The sequence below is a fragment of the Amycolatopsis ponsaeliensis genome, from assembly GCF_030182635.1.
GTDB classification, from domain to species: Bacteria; Actinomycetota; Actinomycetes; order Mycobacteriales; family Pseudonocardiaceae; genus Amycolatopsis; species Amycolatopsis ponsaeliensis.
The window spans coordinates 44,900-63,211 of sequence record NZ_JAPZLD010000015.1 but is presented as its reverse complement, the minus strand read 5'-3'; the positions used below and the strand labels follow the sequence as shown (position 1 = coordinate 63,211).

At 70.3% G+C, this 18,312-nt stretch carries 20 protein-coding genes and 1 tRNA gene; 8 read left to right on the top strand and 13 right to left on the bottom strand.

All coding sequences use genetic code 11. The features are described from left to right. Positions 1 to 3: 3 nt before the first annotated feature. Positions 4 to 990, bottom strand: a complete 987-nt coding sequence (locus QQ657_RS22840; protein WP_284744251.1) for an MCE family protein — start codon at positions 988 to 990, stop codon at positions 4 to 6. Positions 991 to 1,059: 69 nt separating this feature from the next. Continuing rightward, positions 1,060 to 2,250 (bottom strand): FAD-dependent monooxygenase, encoded by a 1,191-nt coding sequence (locus QQ657_RS22835; protein WP_284744250.1) that lies wholly within the window; start codon positions 2,248 to 2,250, stop codon positions 1,060 to 1,062. Positions 2,251 to 2,362: 112 nt separating this feature from the next. Here QQ657_RS22835 and QQ657_RS22830 point away from each other — a divergent pair, with 112 nt between their 5' ends. Continuing rightward, positions 2,363 to 3,025 carry a TetR/AcrR family transcriptional regulator gene (locus QQ657_RS22830; protein WP_284744249.1) on the top strand — a complete coding sequence of 221 codons (663 nt, stop codon included), beginning with the start codon at positions 2,363 to 2,365 and terminating at the stop codon, positions 3,023 to 3,025. Here QQ657_RS22830 and QQ657_RS22825 read toward each other — a convergent pair. Both QQ657_RS22825 and QQ657_RS22820 read right to left on the bottom strand, forming a co-directional pair. After that, positions 3,022 to 3,297, bottom strand: a complete 276-nt coding sequence (locus QQ657_RS22825) for a YggT family protein (RefSeq protein WP_155541239.1) — start codon at positions 3,295 to 3,297, stop codon at positions 3,022 to 3,024. The two genes, QQ657_RS22830 and QQ657_RS22825, sit on opposite strands and share 4 nt — an antisense overlap. A 61-nt stretch (positions 3,298 to 3,358) precedes the next feature. Continuing rightward, positions 3,359 to 4,273, bottom strand: coding sequence for an MBL fold metallo-hydrolase (locus tag QQ657_RS22820; protein ID WP_284744248.1), 915 nt, complete (start codon positions 4,271 to 4,273; stop codon positions 3,359 to 3,361). Positions 4,274 to 4,355: 82 nt separating this feature from the next. Here QQ657_RS22820 and QQ657_RS22815 point away from each other — a divergent pair, with 82 nt between their 5' ends. Continuing rightward, positions 4,356 to 5,234, top strand: coding sequence for an AraC family transcriptional regulator (locus QQ657_RS22815; RefSeq protein WP_284744247.1), 879 nt, complete (start codon positions 4,356 to 4,358; stop codon positions 5,232 to 5,234). After that, positions 5,231 to 5,824 carry a maleylpyruvate isomerase mycothiol-dependent enzyme family protein gene (locus tag QQ657_RS22810; protein ID WP_284744246.1) on the top strand — a complete coding sequence of 198 codons (594 nt, stop codon included), beginning with the start codon at positions 5,231 to 5,233 and terminating at the stop codon, positions 5,822 to 5,824. The genes QQ657_RS22815 and QQ657_RS22810 overlap by 4 nt, the downstream gene beginning before the upstream one ends. 18 nt (positions 5,825 to 5,842) lie before the next feature. Here QQ657_RS22810 and QQ657_RS22805 read toward each other — a convergent pair whose 3' ends face one another. Genes QQ657_RS22805 through QQ657_RS22795 form a run of 3 tightly spaced genes read right to left on the bottom strand, consistent with a single transcriptional unit; the run spans position 5,843 to position 7,792 of the window. After that, positions 5,843 to 6,238: a putative quinol monooxygenase gene (locus tag QQ657_RS22805; protein ID WP_284744245.1), complete on the bottom strand. Its 396-nt coding sequence runs from the start codon at positions 6,236 to 6,238 to the stop codon at positions 5,843 to 5,845. Beyond that, complete coding sequence (locus QQ657_RS22800; RefSeq protein WP_284744244.1) at positions 6,235 to 6,990, bottom strand: MBL fold metallo-hydrolase; 756 nt, start codon at positions 6,988 to 6,990, stop codon at positions 6,235 to 6,237. The genes QQ657_RS22805 and QQ657_RS22800 overlap by 4 nt, the downstream gene beginning before the upstream one ends. 16 nt (positions 6,991 to 7,006) lie before the next feature. After that, positions 7,007 to 7,792, bottom strand: coding sequence for an alpha/beta fold hydrolase (locus tag QQ657_RS22795; protein ID WP_284744243.1), 786 nt, complete (start codon positions 7,790 to 7,792; stop codon positions 7,007 to 7,009). A 92-nt stretch (positions 7,793 to 7,884) separates the two neighbouring features. On the opposite strand from QQ657_RS22795, the gene QQ657_RS22790 reads away from it, so the two are divergent. Beyond that, entirely contained in the window at positions 7,885 to 8,307 is a 423-nt protein-coding gene (locus tag QQ657_RS22790; RefSeq protein ID WP_284744242.1) for a MarR family winged helix-turn-helix transcriptional regulator, read from the top strand. 628 nt (positions 8,308 to 8,935) lie between these two features. On the opposite strand, the gene QQ657_RS22780 is transcribed toward QQ657_RS22790, so the two are convergent. The 3 genes from QQ657_RS22780 to QQ657_RS22770 all read right to left on the bottom strand — a co-directional run bounded on the left by QQ657_RS22780 (position 8,936) and on the right by QQ657_RS22770 (position 11,173). After that, positions 8,936 to 9,442 carry a hypothetical protein gene (locus QQ657_RS22780; protein ID WP_284744241.1) on the bottom strand — a complete coding sequence of 169 codons (507 nt, stop codon included), beginning with the start codon at positions 9,440 to 9,442 and terminating at the stop codon, positions 8,936 to 8,938. Between the two features lie 386 nt (positions 9,443 to 9,828). Next, the gene (locus tag QQ657_RS22775) at positions 9,829 to 10,443 is read right to left on the bottom strand and encodes a hypothetical protein (RefSeq protein WP_284744240.1); all 615 of its coding nucleotides are present in this window, start codon (positions 10,441 to 10,443) and stop codon (positions 9,829 to 9,831) included. A 657-nt stretch (positions 10,444 to 11,100) separates the two neighbouring features. Continuing rightward, a tRNA-Arg gene (locus QQ657_RS22770) sits at positions 11,101 to 11,173 on the bottom strand. Between the two features lie 151 nt (positions 11,174 to 11,324). On the opposite strand from QQ657_RS22770, the gene QQ657_RS22765 reads away from it, so the two are divergent. Continuing rightward, on the top strand, positions 11,325 to 12,425 hold the full coding sequence (locus QQ657_RS22765) for an epoxide hydrolase family protein (protein WP_284744239.1): 1,101 nt from the start codon (positions 11,325 to 11,327) through the stop codon (positions 12,423 to 12,425). On the opposite strand, the gene QQ657_RS22760 is transcribed toward QQ657_RS22765, so the two are convergent. Beyond that, on the bottom strand, positions 12,422 to 13,246 hold the full coding sequence (locus QQ657_RS22760) for an SDR family oxidoreductase (RefSeq protein ID WP_284744238.1): 825 nt from the start codon (positions 13,244 to 13,246) through the stop codon (positions 12,422 to 12,424). The genes QQ657_RS22765 and QQ657_RS22760 overlap by 4 nt on opposite strands. A gap of 105 nt (positions 13,247 to 13,351) precedes the next feature. On the opposite strand from QQ657_RS22760, the gene QQ657_RS22755 reads away from it, so the two are divergent. Both QQ657_RS22755 and QQ657_RS22750 read left to right on the top strand, forming a co-directional pair. Next, positions 13,352 to 13,771: a MarR family winged helix-turn-helix transcriptional regulator gene (locus tag QQ657_RS22755; RefSeq protein ID WP_284744237.1), complete on the top strand. Its 420-nt coding sequence runs from the start codon at positions 13,352 to 13,354 to the stop codon at positions 13,769 to 13,771. Between the two features lie 153 nt (positions 13,772 to 13,924). Next, positions 13,925 to 14,839 (top strand): cation diffusion facilitator family transporter, encoded by a 915-nt coding sequence (locus QQ657_RS22750; RefSeq protein ID WP_284744236.1) that lies wholly within the window; start codon positions 13,925 to 13,927, stop codon positions 14,837 to 14,839. Here QQ657_RS22750 and QQ657_RS22745 read toward each other — a convergent pair whose 3' ends face one another. Next, positions 14,840 to 15,550 (bottom strand): DUF305 domain-containing protein, encoded by a 711-nt coding sequence (locus QQ657_RS22745; RefSeq protein ID WP_284744235.1) that lies wholly within the window; start codon positions 15,548 to 15,550, stop codon positions 14,840 to 14,842. Further along, positions 15,547 to 16,377: a thioredoxin-like domain-containing protein gene (locus tag QQ657_RS22740; protein ID WP_284744234.1), complete on the bottom strand. Its 831-nt coding sequence runs from the start codon at positions 16,375 to 16,377 to the stop codon at positions 15,547 to 15,549. The genes QQ657_RS22745 and QQ657_RS22740 overlap by 4 nt, the downstream gene beginning before the upstream one ends. 263 nt (positions 16,378 to 16,640) lie before the next feature. Here QQ657_RS22740 and argS point away from each other — a divergent pair, with 263 nt between their 5' ends. Continuing rightward, positions 16,641 to 18,311 (top strand): arginine--tRNA ligase, encoded by a 1,671-nt coding sequence (argS, locus tag QQ657_RS22735; RefSeq protein WP_284744233.1) that lies wholly within the window; start codon positions 16,641 to 16,643, stop codon positions 18,309 to 18,311. Position 18,312 lies beyond the last annotated feature (1 nt).

Sequence of the window (18,312 nt, the reverse complement as noted above, 5' to 3'; positions counted from 1 at the left end):
GGCTCAGCCGTGGCAGCCGCCTTCGTTCAGCGGGCCGAACGACGGCAGGATCAGCCCGCACAGGTAGCCGTCGATCCACCGGCCGTTCCCGGAGAGGTTGGTGCCGAGCCGGACCAGCGGCGCGAACCCCCGGATGCCCGCGGCGAGCGCGTCCTGGTTGCGCTGCAGCATCGACGTCAGCTGGTCGAGCTGGGTGAGCAGCGGGCCGAGCTGCGTGTCGTTGTCGCTGATCAGCCCGGACAGCTCGGTGGCGAGCCGCCGCGAGCCGTCGAGCAGGGAGCTGATCGCCTGTTCGCGGTCGCTGACCTCGGCGAGCAGCTGGTTCCCGTCGTCGAGGAGCTGCTGTACGGCGGCGTCGCGGTCTACGAGCGTCTGCGAGACAACCCGCGTGTTGCCCAGCAGGGAGGCGAGCTGCTGGTCGCGCGTGGCAAGGGTGTCCGACAGCCGCGACAGCCCGCTCAGCGCCGCGCGGACGCTCTGCGGGGTGTTCGCCAACGTCGCCGACAGCGTGTCGAAGCTCTTCGCCAGCTGAGTCGTATCGATCTTGTCCACAGTGGACGAAAGCTCCCCGAACGCCGTGAGGATGTCATACGGAACGCTGGTGCGGGACCGCGGAATCGGTTTGCCGGGGTCGAGCGTCCCGTCGCCCTGCGGGTCGAGTGCTAGGTACTTCTGGCCCAGGACGGTCTTCAGCCGGATCGCCGCGCCCGTCGTGTCGCCCAGCCACGCGCCCTTGACCCGGAAGGAAATCAGCACGCGGTCGCCGCGCAGCTTGACGTCCGAGACGCGGCCGACCTCGACCCCGGCGATGCGCACGTCGTTGCCGGCGAACACTCCGGCTGCCTCGGTGAACTCGGCGGAGTAGGTCGTGCCGTCACCGATCACGGGCAGGGAACGCGCGTTGAGCGCCGTGAGCACGCCCAGGGCCAGCACGGTCAGGCCGACGAGCGCCGTCCTGACCGGGACATCGGCGGCCCGGCGTATTGACATGGCGTCAAGAGTGACGTACGCCACGCCGGGTCGCCAGCCGAGTCCCCCGAAGAGACGAAGATCGTCGCCTCACGCGGACGTGAGCGCGGGGTACTCACGATATTCCAGCGCGTTGGCCGCGCGGTCGGTCATCCAGGTGAACACCTTGCCGAACAGCCGCGTGCTCAGCATCCGGTAGGCGCGGTTGCGGCTGCGGATCTTCGCGGCGGTGCGCGGGGCGAGGAAGTTGCCGGAGCCCTTGCCGTTCTTCTGCCCGACCGTGGCCGGCTTGCGCAGGCGCTCCTCGTACTTCGCGAACGCCGTCACGTGGTCGCCGCCGGCCGCCGCGAGCTCGCCGGCCAGCACCTGGGCGCCCATCATGGCGAGCCCGGTGCCGGACCCGCCGGGCCCGGCACACCAGGCGGCGTCGCCGAGCAGCACGACCCGGCCCTTCGACCAGCGGTCGAGGTGGATCTGGCTGATCGAATCGACGTACAGGTCGTCCGCCTCCGGCAGCGCCTCGAGCAGCCGCGGCGTCTCCCAGCCGGTGTCCGCGAAGAGCCGCGTGAGCAGAGTGCGCTGCTCGTCCGGGGTGCGGCGGCGGAACTCGACGCCGTCGGCGGCGAAGACCAGGCCGACGTGCAGCCGGTCCGCGAGGCGGTGGCTGCCCACGCTCAGGCCGCGGCCGGGCTCGTTGTACATCACGCTCGTGTGGTCGAGGCCGAGGTGGTTGGGCGCGGTGAACCCGGCGATCCCGAACCCGAGGTCGCGGCGGAACTCCCCCTCGGGCCCGAACGCGGCGGCCCGCACCCCGGAGTGCACGCCGTCGGCCCCGACGACGAGGTCGAACCGCCGCGGCGCGCCGTGGCGGAAGGTGACGTCGACGCCGCCATCGGTCTCGGTCAGGCTCGTGACGCGGTCGCCGAAGACGTACTCGGTGTAGTCCTTGGTGTGTTCGTAGAGGAGCCGCGCGAGGTCGCCGCGCAGGATCTCGACCTCCCCGCTCCAGGCGGCGCCGGGCACGGTCAGCTGCGGCCGCGCGTCGAGGCCGAGCACGGTCTGGTCGCCCATGTCGGTCTCGAAGCGGTGGACGTCGTCGAGGATGCCCATGGCCCGCAGGAGCTTGACCTGCTCACCCCGGAAGTCGACGGCCTGCCCGCCGGGCCGCAGTTCGGGCGCGGTCTCGACGACGGTCACGCGGTAGCCGTGGCGGTGCAGCCAGTAGGCCGCGGACGGGCCGGCGATGCTGGCCCCGGACACGAGCACGGTCTTGGCGGTCATCGGAGGTTCCTCTCGGGTCGGTGGTGATGACCCCAAGCTGCTCCCTCGCGCTGACGGTTCGCGCACGATTCGCTGACCGTTCGGCCGGTGGTGTCCGGTTCGAGTGGCTAGCATGACGCCCGTGGACCGCTCCGCCGCAGACCGGATCCCGCAGGACGGCGAAGATGCCGCCGTCGAGGCGCGCATCCTCAACGCCGCCGCGCACCTGATCGCCGACGAGGGCTTCGGCCGGCTGAAGATCGGGGCCGTCTGCGCGCGGTCCGGCTACGCGCGAGCGGTCGTCTTCCAGCACTTCGGCGACAAGGACGGGCTTGGGCAGCGGCTGGTCGAGTACGCCGTCGAGGAGTTCACCACCTCCTACAGCGAGGCCGTGGCGGCCCGGACCGGGTCGGCCACCGCGACGCCGATGGACATGCTGCGCGCGCTGCTCGACATCATCTTCGAGCTGATCCGCACGATGCCGACGCTCAACCAGGCCTTCCTGGCGTGCTGGGGCGACGCGGCGGCGGAGTACTCGGCCCTGCGCGGCGCGCTGACCGAGGCCGACCGCCGGTTCCGGTTCGCCATCGCCCAGACGCTGGCCAGCGGCGTCGCGGACGGGTCCATCACCGGAGTCCGCGACGCCGACGCGTACGCGGGGGCGCTGCTGGCGCAGCTGCGCGGGATCTCGATGCAGGCGCTGATCGACCCCGACGGCGTCGACCTGCGCGGCGTCCGCGCCGAGCTGGAACGCGGCATCGACCGGCTCTCGGCGGGCTTCCGCGGCAGTCTTTAGAGCGCGAAGACGATTCCCCGCAGCACGATCACCCCGATGAAGACCAGCGTGAAGGCGAGGTCGAGCGAGATCCCGCCGATCCGCACCGGCCGCACGACCCGCCGCACCGGCCCGATGACCGGCTCGGTGGCCGAGTAGGCGAGGCTGCGCGCCCGCCGTGTCCACGGCGGGCTGTCGGCCAGCATCCCCACCCAGTCCAGCACCATCCGCGCGATCAGCACGAGCAGGTACAGGCTCAGCGCGAAGCCGAGCAGCGTCCCAAGTGCACCCATGGTTCCTCCTTGTCCCCCTGACAACGCCCGGAGGCTCCCGGCAGTGCCGGATCCGTCCGTTTCACAGGTTTTCGACAGGATCACCCGCCCAGCGGCGGATGGCGAACCGGCTGCCGTCGCGCCGCACTTCGGCCGCGCCGGGGCCGGCGAAGTGGGCCGGGACGACGAGCTCGCGGTCGTCCGCGGCGCGTTCGAGGACGCGGCGCCGGGTGACGGCGGCTTGCTGTTCGTCTTCGCAGAAGCAGCTGCTGTGCTGGGGCGCGAGAATCTGGACGGGGCTGTGCAGCAGGTCGCCGACGAACACGGCGCGTTCCCCGCCGGAGGCCAGGCGGACGACGGACGAGCCGGGCGTGTGGCCGGGCGCGGGTTCGAGGGTCAGGTTGCGGTCGATGCGGTGGTTTCCCTCCCACAGCACGGCTTTGCCGAGCACGGGCGCGATGCTGTCGGCGTAGACGAGCAGGCTGCCTTCACGGCGCACCTGGTCGTGCTCGGTGCGCGGGGCGGGGCGCCGATGGGCGTTGCGCGGGTCGAAGTACGTCTGGTCGGCGCGGGGGATCAGGTAGGTGGCGTTGGGGAACGCCGGAACCCATTCGCCGTTGCGCCGCAGGGTGTTCCAGCCGACGTGGTCGTAGTGGATGTGGGTGTTGACGACGACGTCGACGTCCTCGGGCCGGACGCCGGCGTCGGCCAGGCGGTCGAGGAAGTTCGTCGTCAGGTGGTCGAACAGCGGGATCTGCGGGCGCTGCCGGTCGTTGCCGACGCCGGTGTCGACGAGGATGACCCGGCCTTCGCTGCGCAGCACCCAGGTCTGGACCGTGCCGCGGTAGCCGCCGGTCTCGGGGTTCCAGTGATCGGGCGCGAGCCAGTGGGCGTTGTCCTGCCAGAGCTCGGGCGGGCTGGGGACGATGGTCCGCGCGGGGGCGATCTCGCCCTGCCACTCGAGGACTTTCACGACTTCGACGTCACCGATGTGCATGCTCTCCACTCTCGCGCTCACAGGTGAGCTTTCCAATGCTCTGATAGCTCACTTTGATGCGTGAACGTCTTATGATGGCGGTGTGGACCTGCTGAGTGACGCGATCGCTGCGGTGCGGATCGGGCAGCCGACGTCGAACCGGCTGTCCGCCGGCGCCGAGTGGTGTTATCGCTTCGCGCCGTACGAGGGCGCGGGCTTCCACGTGCTGCTGCGCGGCAGCGGCTGGCTGATCCCGCCCGACGGCGAGCCGGTACCCCTGGGCGCGGGCGACGTGGTCCTGGTCCCGCACGGCAGCGAGCACACGCTGTCGTCGCGGCCGGACGCGTCGGGCGCGGTGCCGTTCGAGACGGCGGTGCCCGAGCCGGACGGCCGGACGGAGTTCCTGTGCGGCAAGTACCGCCTGTCCCAGGCGCGCCGTCACCCGGTGCTGGCGAGCCTGCCGGAGGTGGTGCACATCCCGGCTCGGGTCGGCGGCGCCCCGGAACTCCGGGCGGCGATCGAGCTGCTCGGTGCGGAGGTGACGTCGCATCGCCCGGGTTCGGCCACTGTCCTCGCCGGTCTGCTGGATTTGCTGCTGGTGTACCTGATCCGCGCGTGGCTGGCGGGAAACCCGGGCGCGGGCTGGCCCCAGGCGTTGCGCGATCCCGCGATCGCGGCGGCGCTGGAGGCCCTGCACGAAAATCCCGAAGCACCATGGCGAATCGAGGATCTGGCGTCCAGGGCAGGCCTGTCCCGCGCGACGCTGGCGCGCCGGTTCACCGCGTTGACCGGCCACTCACCGATGGCGTACCTGACGTGGTGGCGCCTGACGACGGCGGCGCGCTTGCTGCAGGACACCGACCTTCCCCTGCCGTCGATCGCTTCGAGGGTCGGCTATGGCTCGCCTTTCGCGTTCTCGCACGCGTTCAAGCGCGAGTTCGGTGCCGCACCGGGAAGCTACCGGCTAGGGTCCCGATCATGAATCCGGTTTCCGCCGCTGACCTCGACGCGGCCATCGCCTGCCTGGCCGACGCTTTGCGCCCGGCGGAGTCGAAGGACTGGACGACGGCGGCGGGCACGGGCGACCTGGACGCTTGGCACACGGCGGAGCACATCGGCGACTGTCTGCTGTCGTACGCGGCGCAGCTCGTCTCGCGTCGTCCCAGTGGTTACGTACCTTTCCTGGCAGCGTTGGCGAAGGACGCGTCATCGGCCGACGCGCTGGAGTTCGCGTTGGCGGGCAGCACAATCCTCGCGGCGGTGGTCCGAACGTCCCCGCCGGAGGCCCGCGCATACCACCCGACGGGCACAGCGGACCCGGGCGGCTTCGCGGCAATGGGCTGCGCGGAGGTGCTGGTCCACGGGGAAGACGTGGCCCGGGGCCTCGGCCTGGCACTGGATCCACCCCGCGAGGTCTGCGCGCGGACGGTGTCCCGGCTGTTCCCGCACCTGGGCGACGTCTCGGATCTGGATCCGTGGACGGCGTTGCTGTGGGCAATGGATCGGGCGGAGGTCCCGGGCCGCGCTAAGCAGACGGGGTGGCGCTGGCGCGGAGCCCCGCCGGAAGAGTGAGCCGCACCTGGGCCGCTTCTACCGCTCGTCGTCTTCGTTCGCGTGACCGGCGGGCACGGTCTGAGAGCCGGGTGCGGGCAACTCGGCGAGCTGGGTCAGCGCGCCCGCGTCGGCGGTGCTGTGCTCGGCCAGTTCGGTGAAGAAGTGCGCCACGTGTGCGGTCTCGAGGTGGGCCCGGAACGCGCCGGTGTCGGCGTAGATCTCGTAGAGGCGAAAGGTTCCGGGGTCGCCGATGTCCCGGAACGACCGGAACTCGACGCAGCCGGGCTCGCGCCGCACCGCGGTGGTGAGCACTGCGATGGCGGCGGCGAGCCGGTCTTCGTGGCCGGGGATCGCCCGGACGACGGCGAGCATCGGCCGCTCGCCGGGCGGGAGGTCGTCGCCGACCTCGGGCATGAACCGCCGGTCGGTCACGGGACCACCACCGTGGTCCCGGGCAGCACCAGGCGGACGTCGATCCCCGGGGCGAGCCGGGCGACCGCGTCGGCGTAGTGCCGGGGGTCCCGGTCGCCCTTGGTGATCATCCGGTCGCCCAGGCGGCCGCTGTGGAAGGCGTAGTGGTGCGGCACGGCCATCGCCGGCTTCAGCGCGGCCGTCAACCCGGCTGCTTCCTCGGCGTCCATGACCACCTGCGCGAGGTTCATCGGCCGGATGCACAGGCCGTTCGTCGGCAGGATGGCCAGGTCGACGGGGCCGAACCGGTCCGGGATGGTGTCGAGCTCCGGGACGCGCAGCGAGTCGCCGCCGAAGAAGACGGTGCGGCCCCCGGACTGGAGGACGAAGGTGACTTCGTGGACGCCGTGCTTGCCCGGGGTGGCGGTCACGGTGAGGTCGCCGACCGTGGTGGCTTCCCAGGCCTCGACGACGCGGACGTCGAGGAAACCCTTGTCCCGCGCGATGGTCGCGACCGTGCCGGGGCCGATCAGCGGGGTGGTGAGGTCGAAGCCGCCGGTGACGAGGGCGTCGAGGTCGCAGTGGTCGTAGTGCTCGTGGCTGATGACGACCGCGTCGAGGCGCCCGAGGGCTTCGACGGTCGCGGTGACCGGTTCGCCCTGGTAGTAGGTCGCGGCCTGGGTGAACCACGGGTCGGTCAGGACGCGGATCCCGCCGATCTCGATCAGCTGGCAGGCGTGCCCGATCCGGGTCACGGTCAACGAGGTGCTCATGCTGGTTCTCCTGGGGTCAGTTGCCGAGGTCGAGCAGTGCGCCCAGCAGCTCTTCGGGCGTCTCGACCTGGGGCAGGTGGCCGGCGCGGGGGAGCACGGTGAACGTCGCGAGCGGGATCGCGGCGGCGTAGGCCTTCCCGTATCCGGGGTCGACGATGCCGTCGCTTTCGCCCCAGAGCACGTGGACCGGGATGTCGATGGCGCCGAGCCGGCCGGCGAGCGTCGGGTCGGCCATGGCCGGGCCCGTGTAGCCGATCAGGGCCCGGACGTCCGGGCTGGGCCCGGTGCCGCCGCCCGGCGGGACGGGCGCCTTGCTCGGGTCGTGGAAGGAGTGCGCGCGCAGCTCGGCGGGGGAGAGGCCGCTGACGTCGGTCAGCGGGTGGCCGTCGACCTCGATGCCGACCCCGTCGATGATCACCGCGCCGCTGACCCGCGGGCTCTTTTGCAGGGCGATTTCGGCGGCCAGCCAGCCGCCGAAGGAGTTGCCGATCACGGTGACGTCGGTGAGGTCGAGCTCGTCCAGCAGCGCGACGTACGCCCGGGCCAGTTCGGTGACGCCGGTCAGGCTGTCGTCCTTCGGGGTGCCGCCGAAACCGGGGTGGGTGGGCAGCAGCACCCGGGAGTGCGTGCGCTCGGCGAGCAGATCGGCGAAGCCGGCCATCGTGGCGACACCGCCACCGCCGTGCAGGAGCAGGAACGGCCGGGTGCGGTCGCGGTCCTGGAGGGTCACCTCGACGGGGCCGAGGGTGCGGGTTTCGGTGCGGGTCGGCCGGAGGGAGCCGGCCGTGGGGAGAGTCGTCATGGGTCCTTCTCGGTCGTGAGCTCGATACCTAAGGAACCTTATATAAGCTTCCTTAGATAAGCAAGCTGTCTCCGGTCGGTTAGGCTGTCCGCATGAAGTACCGCCCCGGTGACGTCTCGTTGGCCGTGAAGCGCCTGCAGTACCGCCACCACCGCGCGCTGAGCCGCGCCCTGGCGCCGCTGGGGCTGTCGCTCGTGCAGTGGGACACGCTGCGGCACCTGCACCGCGAGCCGGACGCGTCGCTGCACGACCTGGCGGTGCTGACGTTCCAGACCGACCAGTCCTTCGGTTCGCTGGCGGCGCGGATGGCCGAGCGGGGCCTGATCGAACGGGTACCGGGGCCGGGCCGCGCGGTGCGGCACCGGCTCACCGAGGAAGGTGCGCGCCTGCGCGCCGAGGGGCAGGGCCTCGTGGACGCCGTCGCCGAGTCGTCGTTCGGTGATTTCTCGGCCGCGCAGCTCGACCAGCTGGGCGAGCTGCTGGATCGCGCCCTCGGTCCCGACCCGACCGTTTGAAGAGCGTCACCCGGTCGTCCGGGGCTTCCTCCGCGGGGAAGTGACCGCAGGCGGGGATCACGAGGTCGTCCGCGACGAGGGCCGGCACGGGCGGTGCTCCCGGCGCCGGATGTTCTGGCGATCGTCGTGTCGAGTGCCCGGTAGAACTCGAAACAGGCCCGCAGGGCCTCCCGGTCCGAAGCCAGGACGTCGATGTAGTGGTCGATCGCCTGGTCCGGCAGCGGCCGGGCCGCTGGTCCGCGGCCATCGCGTAGCCGGTCCACATGCCGACGTCGTGCCCGGCCACCGCGAAGCGCCGGTGCCCGAGTGCGTCCATCAGCTTCACGATGTCATCGGCCAGGGTGCCGGGTGTCCGGGGCCAGAGCGGGCATCAGGTATCGCCACGTGTACCAGGTCTGCGGCCGGCCGGCGAGCAGGAGCAGCGGGGGCCCGTCTCCTCCGGTGACCGCAGGCGCAGTTTTCCCGCCTGCACCCACCGGCTGCGGAAGGTGTCCGAGAACCCCTCGGACAGTCCCGGTGCCAGCACCCCGAGACCTCGCCGGAGCAGCGGCCGGCCACCTGCGGCCCCCGCCGCTCTGCCCTGATCGGGTTGGTCAGGCGCTCGACCGAAGTGTGAAAACCGCCGGGGTCAGCAGTTCACCGCCAACGCCGGGCTCACGACCGTGGTCCGGATCCCGCCGTAGGAAACGGCGACGTTGGCGGTGATGGTGGCCGCGTTCGGTCGCGTCGCGCAGACGGTCGAACGCGGCACCCAGGAGCCGTAGCAGGACGCCGTGTAGCCGGCGGATAGCGCGCTGTTGTAGCAGGCATCGCCCTGGATCAGCTGCGATGGGCTGGGCGTGCTCCAGATGTTGACCACCGGCGAGCTCATCTGATACCCGACAGCGGTGTAGTTGGTGACGACCATCACCGCCTTGTAGACCGACTGGGTGCCGTCGCTTGAGTTGATCAGGCACGAGTAGACCGTGCGCGATTTGTCGAGGCAGTACCAGTTGTTGGGGGTCGGAAAGGGATCCGGCGACCAGCTCCGCACTGCCGCGGAGGCCGACGGTGCCGTCAGCACCAGCGTGAGCAGCGCCATCAGTACCGCGGTGACGATCCCGCCGCGGCGCCTCGTGAACTTCGTCAATCGCATGCGTTTCTCCCTCTCGTTGTCGCCTACCGGCGCAGTGCCCTTGCCGGACCGCGACGTGCGCTCTCACCGTGCCGCCACATCCGGCGGGTGGCTCACGCCTGAACCGGAGAGCGGTTGACGTCTCGGCCGAAGCCCACCCGATCGGAGTAACTGCAAGGGCGAGCAGCACACCCCAAGACCTCGCCGGACCGGTGCCGACCTCGTCGCCGAGTTCAAGGCCAAGGCCCACAACGGCGGACCCATCACCGCCGACATCCAAGCCCTGCAACAACAGCTGGCCAACGTCCTCGCGATGCCAAGCCGGAGACACCGCGATGCCTGAACCGATCACACCATCGACAGCGACGCCGCGGTTCGGTTCTTCGTCACGAAACCCGGTTTCGCAGTCACAGGTAGTCGCGCCAGAACGACACGGTCGCCTGCGGCGACCAGTCATCCAGGTGCTCGGGCCGGGGTCTCTCGAACTCTTGGTTGACGTAGTCGACCAGGTCGGCGCCGTAGTAGATGATGTCCGTTCCCCACATGGACAAGACCGGGTGTCCGAACGTGCCGCGTCCTGCCGGCACGAACCGATGCCCATAGATCGGAACCATCCTGGGCACATCCGCCAGCAACCGTCGAGCTATCGCCGCCGCTGCCTCAGGTGTGTCCGGCTGCGCACCCCAAGCCGGATCCCAGTGCCCGCGGCTCTCAACCTCCCGCAATACGCCCTCGACCGGCCAGTTGAGCTGCTCACGGAGTTCGTCGGGGTCGCCGTCACGCCACTCGGGCCACGGCTGCTCCCAGGCATAGGAGACCCCCGGTTCCGGCTCAAAGGGGCTGTTCACCGGCAACCCCGCCGCGAGGAACGCCCGATGATCGTCGGCGAACTCGAACCCGTATTCACCCTCGATGCGGGCGAACTCCGGATCGGTCAACCCAGGCGCGATCACGCAGCAACCCAGCTCAGCCAGGCGACGTGCGGCCACCACGCCCAGACTGACGTCCTCACCTCTCAGCACAGAGGAACCCTAACGCGTCGGGACGTCACCGACACCGACCTGCGCGCTGGTCAGTCACTACGCCCGACACCACTGTCGGGCAGTGAAGACGCGATCATCCGTGGCGGCCGGCACGGCGGGAAGTGGTTCCACGGCAACAAGTTCTCTGTCCCGCGTCACCAGTTCCTCACCGTGGTCAACGCGATCGAGGTACGCAGGGAGGGCCGAACGCGAAGGTGATTCGTTCGGCGCTGCGACAGTGGGCGTACACACCGAATACCGCACCAACCGGGACGTGCCGAACGACGTGCGGAAGGTGCTGAATTGGTTGGAGCACAGCACCTTGCCGGTGAGGGCCGCCACCGATCCGGACATCCTGCGAGCTCTTCGGCGTGCGGGTCACGAGGCGGTTGGACGGGAAGAAGTTCGCCCCGAGCGTGGCACGTAAGACTCGAGGCGTCCTGTTCATCGCGTTGGACTACGCGGTCGAGAAGAAGCTGATCGACGCGAACCCGCTGCCGTCGGTGAAGTGGACCGCGATGCCGTTCCCGGTTCGTTCCCGTGGGAAGGCATTGGGAACAGACAGCCGTATCGGGGCGGAGTTGATCGGGCCAGCCGGAGAGCGGGGAAGATCGCTTCAAGTGCTGGTAAGAAGCGGTTTTCCCGCTCCCGTAGGGGTGCCCTCGGCAGGATTCGAACCTGCGACACCTGCCTCCGGAGGGCAGTGCTCTATCCCCTGAGCTACGAGGGCCCATCGCTGGGCGACTCCGAAAGCTTAGCGCATCCCCCGGCCCCCTCGCGGGCAGGTGGCCCCAGTCAAAGATCCGCTGGTCAGCGCTATAAAAGTTGATCCATTCACCGGGACGTCGCTAGCGTGGGAGCCCCACCTGAAGGAGTCCGAGATGGTCAAGCCGTTCCAGGTGTCTCTCGATGAGGCCGATGTCGCGGACCTGCGGGAGCGGCTTCGGCGGACTCGGTGGCCCGAGGCCGAGACCGTCGGGGACTGGTCGCAGGGCGTTCCGCTCTCCTATGTCCGGGAACTCTGCCGGGACTGGGGTGAGGAGTACGACTTCGGGTTCGCCGCCCGGCTCAACGCCTTCCCGCAGTTCCGGGCCGAGGTCGACGGGGTCGGGCTGCACTTCGTGCACCTGCGGTCACCCGAGGCCGATGCGTTGCCGCTCGTGCTCACCCATGGGTGGCCCGGGTCCGTTCTCGAATTCCTCGATGTCTTCGGGCCGCTTGCCGACCCCGCCAAGTACGGCGGGGATCCCGCCGATGCCTTCCACGTCGTCGCTCCGTCGCTGCCCGGGTACGGGTGGAGTGACAAGCCCGCGTTGAAGATCGCGCGGGTCGCCGAACTCTTCGACCTGCTCATGCAGCAACTCGGCTACGACCGCTACGGCGCGCAGGGTGGCGACTGGGGTGCCGCCGTCACGAACGCCCTCGCGCGGTCCGGGCGGGTCGCCGGGGTGCACGTCAACTTCGCGCCCGTGCGGCTGGACCTGGACGATCCGACGCCCGGGGAGCGGCGGGCCCGCGCCGACCTCGAAGAGTTCCGGCGCTCCGGGGCCGGCTACTCCGCGCAGCAGGGCACCCGGCCGCAGACGCTCGGCTACGGCCTCACCGACTCGCCCGCCGGCCAGGCCGCCTGGATCGTCGAGAAGTTCTGGGCCTGGACCGACAACAAGGGCCACCCGGAGGACGCCGTCGACCGGCAGAAGATCCTCGACGACATCTCCGCCTACTGGTTCACCGCGACGGCGGCGTCGTCGGCTCGGATGTACTGGGAGAACAACGACCGGGATCTGTCCACAGTGGATGTTCCGGCCGGGGTTTCGGTGTTCCCCAAGGAGATCGTGCGGCCGTCGCGGCGGCAGGCCGAGCAGCGCTACACCGACCTGCGGTGGTTTGAGGAGCTGCCCGTCGGCGGGCACTTCGCCGCACTCGAGCAGCCGGAGCTGTTCGTCGAGCAGGTCCGCGGCTTCTTCCGGCTGGTGCGCTAGGCGAGCCAGCCGGTCGTCAGCCGCTGCACGGCCGAGCCGTCGCGGTCGGCGAACTTGAGCCCCGTGAACTCCTCGGCCTGCTTCGACGTCTGGATGCGGAACGCCGGCGCGTCGGCCGTCATCGCGGCCAGGATCACCTCGGCGACCTCGTCGGCCGTCTGGGCGCCCTCGAACGACTTCGTTACGTTCGAGATGTACTTCTGCAGGGACTCCGCGTAGGGGCCGGCTTCGGCGAAGAGCCGCTCGTCGACGCCGATGTTGTTCACGAACTCCGTCGCGACCGCACCCGGCTCGACGACGCACACCGTCACGCCCTGGGCCGCGGCGACCGGCGCGAGGGACTCCATCAGACCTTCGACCGCGAACTTCGCCGCGCAGTAGGCCTCGTTGAACGGCTGGCCGACCGCGCCGCCGATGCTGGTCACCGTGATCACGCGGCCGCCGCTCGCGCGCAACGCCGGCAGCGCGGCCTTCGTCGTCTCGACGACGCCGAAGAAGTTGACCTCCATGGTCTCGCGCACCGCCGAGACCGGCTCCTGCTCCAGCGTGCCGACGTGTCCCGCGCCGGCGTTGTTGACCAGCACGTCGAGCCGGCCGTAGTCGGCGAGAACACCCTCGACCGCCGTGCGCACGGACGCGGCATCGGTGACGTCGAGCGGGCGGATGTCCAGGTCCACGCCGGCTTCCCGAAGGCGGTCGGCGCGGGCGGGATCGCGCAGTGTGGCGACCGTCCGGAAGCCCGCGCGAGCTGCGCGGACCGCGGTGGCGAGGCCGATCCCGGTGGACGTGCCGGTGATCAGGGCGACGCGCTCGTTGCTCATTTCGGACCTCGATGTGATTCAGGTGGATGATGGTTAATGCAGTGAACTAAAATGACTATAGGCATGGATGGTTCATGCAGTCAACTATCGGCTTACACTCACCGGATGAGCGCTGACCCGATCACCGACGACGTCGTCGCCCTGCTCGCGCGGATCGTCGACCGGTTCGTCGACTCCTACGAGTCCGCGGCGGCCGCCCAGGGGTTGACGACGGTGCAGGCCAAGGTGCTCGGCGCGCTCCGGGAGCCGCTGCCGATGCACCGGATCGCCGAGAAGCTGAACTCGGAGCGCTCGAACGTGACGGGGATCATCGACCGGCTCGAGGCCCGCGGCCTGGTGGAGCGCCGGCCGGACGGCCGCGACCGGCGGATCAAGAACATCGTGGCCACGCCCGCGGGTGCCGTGCTGGCGCGGAACTTCCAGCGGGCACTGGGTTTCGCGGCCGAGCCGCTCGCGGCGCTCGGGCCGGACGACCGCGTGCAGCTGCGCGACCTGCTGAAGCGGATGGTCGACGCCGAAGCGTGACGAGTCCGCCTGGCGGGAAACCCCTCCTGGTGGATTGGTCGCGATCGAGGTGCGGAGTAGCTTTCGGGTGGGTGAACTTAGGCTGCCCTCTGTTGCACATATGCGCATCCGACTATATGTTTGGCCCGACGGCGAACCGCGAACGGAGGCGGAATGGGACACGGCCACGGGCAGGCGGTCGCGCCGGCGAGCGCGTCGGGCCGGTACGTGCGGAGCCTGACCATCGCCCTGGGCATCGGCGCCGGCTTCATGGTGCTCGAGTTCATCGTCGGCTTCACGACCGGCTCGCTGGCCCTGATCTCCGACGCGGCACACATGTTCACCGACGTCCTCGGGGTCGGCATGGCGCTCGCCGCGATCATCCTGGCGCGGCGCACGGGCCCCACGGTCAGCCGCACTTTCGGGCTCTACCGCGCGGAAGTGCTGGCCGCGCTGGCCAACGCGGTCCTGCTGTTCGGTGTCGCGGGGTACGTGCTCGTCGAGGCCGTCGGCCGGATCAGCGACCCGCCCGCGGTGCCCGGCCTGCCGGTGCTGCTGGCCGCCGCGGCCGGCCTCGCGGCCAACATCGTGTCGTTCGCCGTGCTGCGATCGGGCGCGAAGGAGAGCCTCAACGTCCGCGGCGCCTACCTCGAGGTGCTGGCCGACCTGATCGGCTCGGTCGGCGTGCTGCTCAGCGGCGCGCTGACACTCCTGACGGGCTGGCGCTACGCCGACCCGATCATCGGTGTCGCGATCGGGCTGTTCGTGCTGCCCCGCACGTGGACGCTGGCCCGCCGCGCGCTGCGCATCCTGTTCCAGCACGCACCCCAGGGCGTCGACGTCGGCGCGATCAACGCCGAACTGGCCGCGCTGCCGGGTGTCGCGGACGTGCACGACCTGCACGTCTGGACGCTGACGTCGGGGATGGAGGTGGCTTCGGCGCACTTGACGCTGGCGCCGCCGGCACAGCAATCGGACGTTTTGACGGAGGCGCAGAACCTGCTGGCTTCGCGGTACGCGATCGAGCACGCGACGCTGCAGGTGGAAGCGCCGCAGTGTGCGCGGCGGTGCCAGGAACTCAGCTGGTGATCAGGGGAGCGGCTGCGCGCCCCGGCTGGAAAGCATCAGCTTAATCTGGTCCATCTCCGCGCCCTGCGAAGTGAGGATGCTCCGGACCAGCGCCTGCAACGCCGTCATCGAGGAATGTCCCGCCGCGTACTGGGCCATCGACGTTCCGCCCTGGTGATGCCGCAGCATCAGCTGGAGGAAGTACACGTCCAGCGCCTTGCCCGACAGCGAGCGCAGCTTGGCCAGCTCCGCCTCGGTCGCCATGCCCGGCATCAGGGGGCCCGCGCCCGGGTTGACCGATGACGTGCCCATCGACATCCCGTCGTGGCCCGTCATCGGTTCCGTCATCCACTTCATCGGCGCGCCGATCGCCTGCTCCGGCTGGTCCCACAGCATGAGCCAGCCCTTCATCCGGCCGACCTGCTCGAGCTGCGTGCGCTCGATGTCGAAGGCCAGCTGGCGGATCTCCGGGTCGGTCGAGTGGTCGCGGGCCCAGCCGGCCATCGTGACGGCCTGCAGGTGGTGCGTCGACATGTCCTGGGCGAAGCCGACCTCGACCGACCCCGCCGCCGGTGTGGCGGCGGCGGGGTCGTCGTCGATGGTGCGGGTGAGGAACATCCCCGCCGTCGCGCCGATGAGCAGCACCGCGAGCAGCGTGCCGCCGATGATCACCCAGCGGGACCAGGTCGGCTGCTCGGGAGCGTCGGTGTCGACGTCGGCTTCGGTGCTCACTTGGTCGGGGTCGCCGAAGGCGCCGGGGCGCCGGTCGAGGGGACGGGCTGCTGCTGGCTCATGCCGCCGGTCTGCTGGTCGGCCTGCGCGTTCGGCGTGCCCTTGTAGTCCATCGGCTTCGCGTCCTTGCCCGGCTTCGACGGGTCGAACGGCGGCGGGTTGTCCGGGTCGAACTGGCCCGGGCCGAGGGCGTCACAGGACGCGCCGACCTCGGGGAAGACGCCGTTCGGGTTGCTGCGCAGCGCGGCGATGAACTCGTCGATCCGCGCGTCGTCGGCCTTGTCCAGCTTCAGCTGGTGGCCCCACGACTGCAGGGAGATCGGCTTGTCGAGACCCGGGTAGGGCGACAGCATCGTGTACGGCTTGCCCTCGGCGCGGACCTTCAGCAGGTTCAGCGCGTCCCCGCTGATCTGCTGCGGGTTGTAGGCGATCCAGACGGCGCCGTGCTCGAGCGCGTGGACCATGTTCTCGGTGCGGACGGCGTTCGGGTACACGGTGCCGGTGCAGGTGGCCCAGTAACCGTCGTGCGGGCCGCCGAACGGCGGGGTCTTGTCGTAGGCGACGCGCTCGGTCGGGAGCACGTGCACGCTGCCGGTGTAGGTGGCCGTCACCACGCCGGGGATGCGCTTGGAGGGGTCCGGGTCGGACGCCGTCGGCGCGAACGACGCGGCCGCGGCTTCGCGGCCGGACTGCTCACGCTTCGGCGCGGACGCCACCATGTAGTAGGTGATCACGGCGCCGGCCAGGGCGACGATGGCCACGACGGCGATGATCGTGCCCCACGGCGTGCCCTTCTTGCTCACCACGGAACCGCGGGCGGCCTTCACCGCAGACCCCTTTTTCCGAGTTGTCCCGTTCGCCATGGCTCCCGCGTTCTCCCTCTGGTGGCTGCGGACGGATTCCCGCCCGGGCCAGTGTAGAGACCGCCCGTCTGATCACCGTTAACGCCTCACAGCATGGCAACCGAGGCTTCGCCTCGGGCCGGGGGCTCCGCCACCCGGACCCCCCGGAAAGCCGTTTGGGCCAGCCCACCGTGACGTGGCCGAGACCGATGCGAGCGCCCGACCTGGGCACACCTAGAATTCGCGGAGTGACTCCCGCCGCTCTCGCCGACCTGGTCCGCAGCTCCGCCGTGCAGGTGCTCGCCGCACGCGGCATCGACGACGCCGTGCTGCCGGAGCAGGTGACCATCGAACGCCCGCGCAACCCCGACCACGGCGACTACGCGACGAACCTGGCCCTCCAGGTGGCCAAGAAGGCCGGGCTGAAGCCGCGCGACTTCGCCGAGGCGCTCGCCGAAGCGGTCTCGGCGGACGACGGCGTCGACTCCGCCGAGGTGGCCGGCCCCGGCTTCCTCAACTTCCGGCTCGCCGCGGCCGCGCAGGGCGACATCGTGCGCCAGGTGCTCGAGGCCGGCGCCGCGTTCGGCCGCGGGGACGCGCTGGCCGGCACGAAGATCAACCTCGAGTTCGTCTCGGCGAACCCGACCGGCCCGATCCACCTGGGCGGCACCCGCTGGGCCGCGGTCGGCGACGCGCTGGGCCGCGTCCTGGGCGCGCAGGGCGGCGAAGTCACCCGCGAGTACTACTTCAACGACGCAGGTGCCCAGATCGACCGGTTCGTCCGGTCTCTGATCGCCGCCGCGAAGGGCGAGCCCGCGCCGGAGGACGGCTACGCGGGCGGCTACATCAACGACATCGCCGCCGAGGTCATCAAGGCCGAGCCGAGCGCGCTGTCGCTGCCGGAAGAGCAGCGGCACGAGACGTTCCGCCGGATCGGCATCGAGCTGATGTTCACCGAGATCAAGGACAGCCTGCACGAGTTCGGCACCGACTTCGACGTCTACTTCCACGAGAACTCGCTGCACGAGTCCGGCGCGGTCGACGCCGCCGTCCAGCAGCTGAAGGACTCCGGGAACCTCTACTTCGCCGACGGCGCCTGGTGGCTGAAGTCGTCGGAGTACGGCGACGACAAGGACCGCGTCGTCATCAAGCAGGACGGCAACCCGGCCTACATCGCCGGTGACCTGGCCTACTTCAAGGACAAGCGCAACCGCGGCTTCGACCTCTGCATCTACATGCTCGGCGCCGACCACCACGGCTACATCGCCCGCCTCAAGGCCGCGGCCGCCGCGTTCGGCGACGACCCGGCGACGGTCGAGGTGCTGATCGGCCAGATGGTCAACCTGGTCAGCGACGGCAAGCCGGTGCGGATGTCCAAGCGCGCGGGCACCGTGATCACCATGGAGGACCTCGTCGAGGCCGTCGGCGTCGACCCGGCCCGCTACGAGCTGATCCGCTACTCCGTGGACTCCACTTTGGACGTCGACCTGGACCTGCTGCGCAAGCACTCCAACGACAACCCCGTCTACTACGTCCAGTACGCGCACGCGCGCCTGTGCACGATGCTGCGCGGCGCGAACGACCTCGGCCTCAAGTCCACTGTGTCCTTCTCGGACGTCGACCTGGGACTGCTGACGCTGCCGGTCGAGGGCGACCTGATCCGCACGATCGGCGAGTTCCCCGAGACGGTGCGCCGCGCCGCCGAAATGCGGGAACCGCACCGGATCGCGCGCTACCTGGAGGAGCTGGCGGGCGCGCTCCACAAGTTCTACGCGGTCCGCGAGGCCCGCGTGCTGCCCAAGGGCGACGAGGAGGCCACGCCGGCCAACCACGCCCGGGTGGCTCTTTGCGAGGCGGCGCGCGTGGTGCTCGCCAACGGCCTCGCGCTGGTCGGTGTTTCTGCTCCGGAACGGATGTAAC

What these genes read in the sequence shown, in the direction of transcription:
- QQ657_RS22840 (WP_284744251.1), bottom strand. Translation starts at nt 990, where the DNA reads ATGTCAATACGCCGGGCCGCCGATGTCCCGGTCAGGACGGCGCTCGTC.
- QQ657_RS22835 (WP_284744250.1), bottom strand. Translation starts at nt 2,250, where the DNA reads ATGACCGCCAAGACCGTGCTCGTGTCCGGGGCCAGCATCGCCGGCCCG.
- QQ657_RS22830 (WP_284744249.1), top strand. Translation starts at nt 2,363, where the DNA reads ATGACGCCCGTGGACCGCTCCGCCGCAGACCGGATCCCGCAGGACGGC.
- QQ657_RS22825 (WP_155541239.1), bottom strand. Translation starts at nt 3,297, where the DNA reads ATGGGTGCACTTGGGACGCTGCTCGGCTTCGCGCTGAGCCTGTACCTG.
- QQ657_RS22820 (WP_284744248.1), bottom strand. Translation starts at nt 4,273, where the DNA reads ATGCACATCGGTGACGTCGAAGTCGTGAAAGTCCTCGAGTGGCAGGGC.
- QQ657_RS22810 (WP_284744246.1), top strand. Translation starts at nt 5,231, where the DNA reads ATGAATCCGGTTTCCGCCGCTGACCTCGACGCGGCCATCGCCTGCCTG.
- QQ657_RS22800 (WP_284744244.1), bottom strand. Translation starts at nt 6,990, where the DNA reads ATGAGCACCTCGTTGACCGTGACCCGGATCGGGCACGCCTGCCAGCTG.
- QQ657_RS22795 (WP_284744243.1), bottom strand. Translation starts at nt 7,792, where the DNA reads ATGACGACTCTCCCCACGGCCGGCTCCCTCCGGCCGACCCGCACCGAA.
- QQ657_RS22790 (WP_284744242.1), top strand. Translation starts at nt 7,885, where the DNA reads ATGAAGTACCGCCCCGGTGACGTCTCGTTGGCCGTGAAGCGCCTGCAG.
- QQ657_RS22780 (WP_284744241.1), bottom strand. Translation starts at nt 9,442, where the DNA reads ATGCGATTGACGAAGTTCACGAGGCGCCGCGGCGGGATCGTCACCGCG.
- QQ657_RS22765 (WP_284744239.1), top strand. Translation starts at nt 11,325, where the DNA reads ATGGTCAAGCCGTTCCAGGTGTCTCTCGATGAGGCCGATGTCGCGGAC.
- QQ657_RS22760 (WP_284744238.1), bottom strand. Translation starts at nt 13,246, where the DNA reads ATGAGCAACGAGCGCGTCGCCCTGATCACCGGCACGTCCACCGGGATC.
- QQ657_RS22755 (WP_284744237.1), top strand. Translation starts at nt 13,352, where the DNA reads ATGAGCGCTGACCCGATCACCGACGACGTCGTCGCCCTGCTCGCGCGG.
- QQ657_RS22750 (WP_284744236.1), top strand. Translation starts at nt 13,925, where the DNA reads ATGGGACACGGCCACGGGCAGGCGGTCGCGCCGGCGAGCGCGTCGGGC.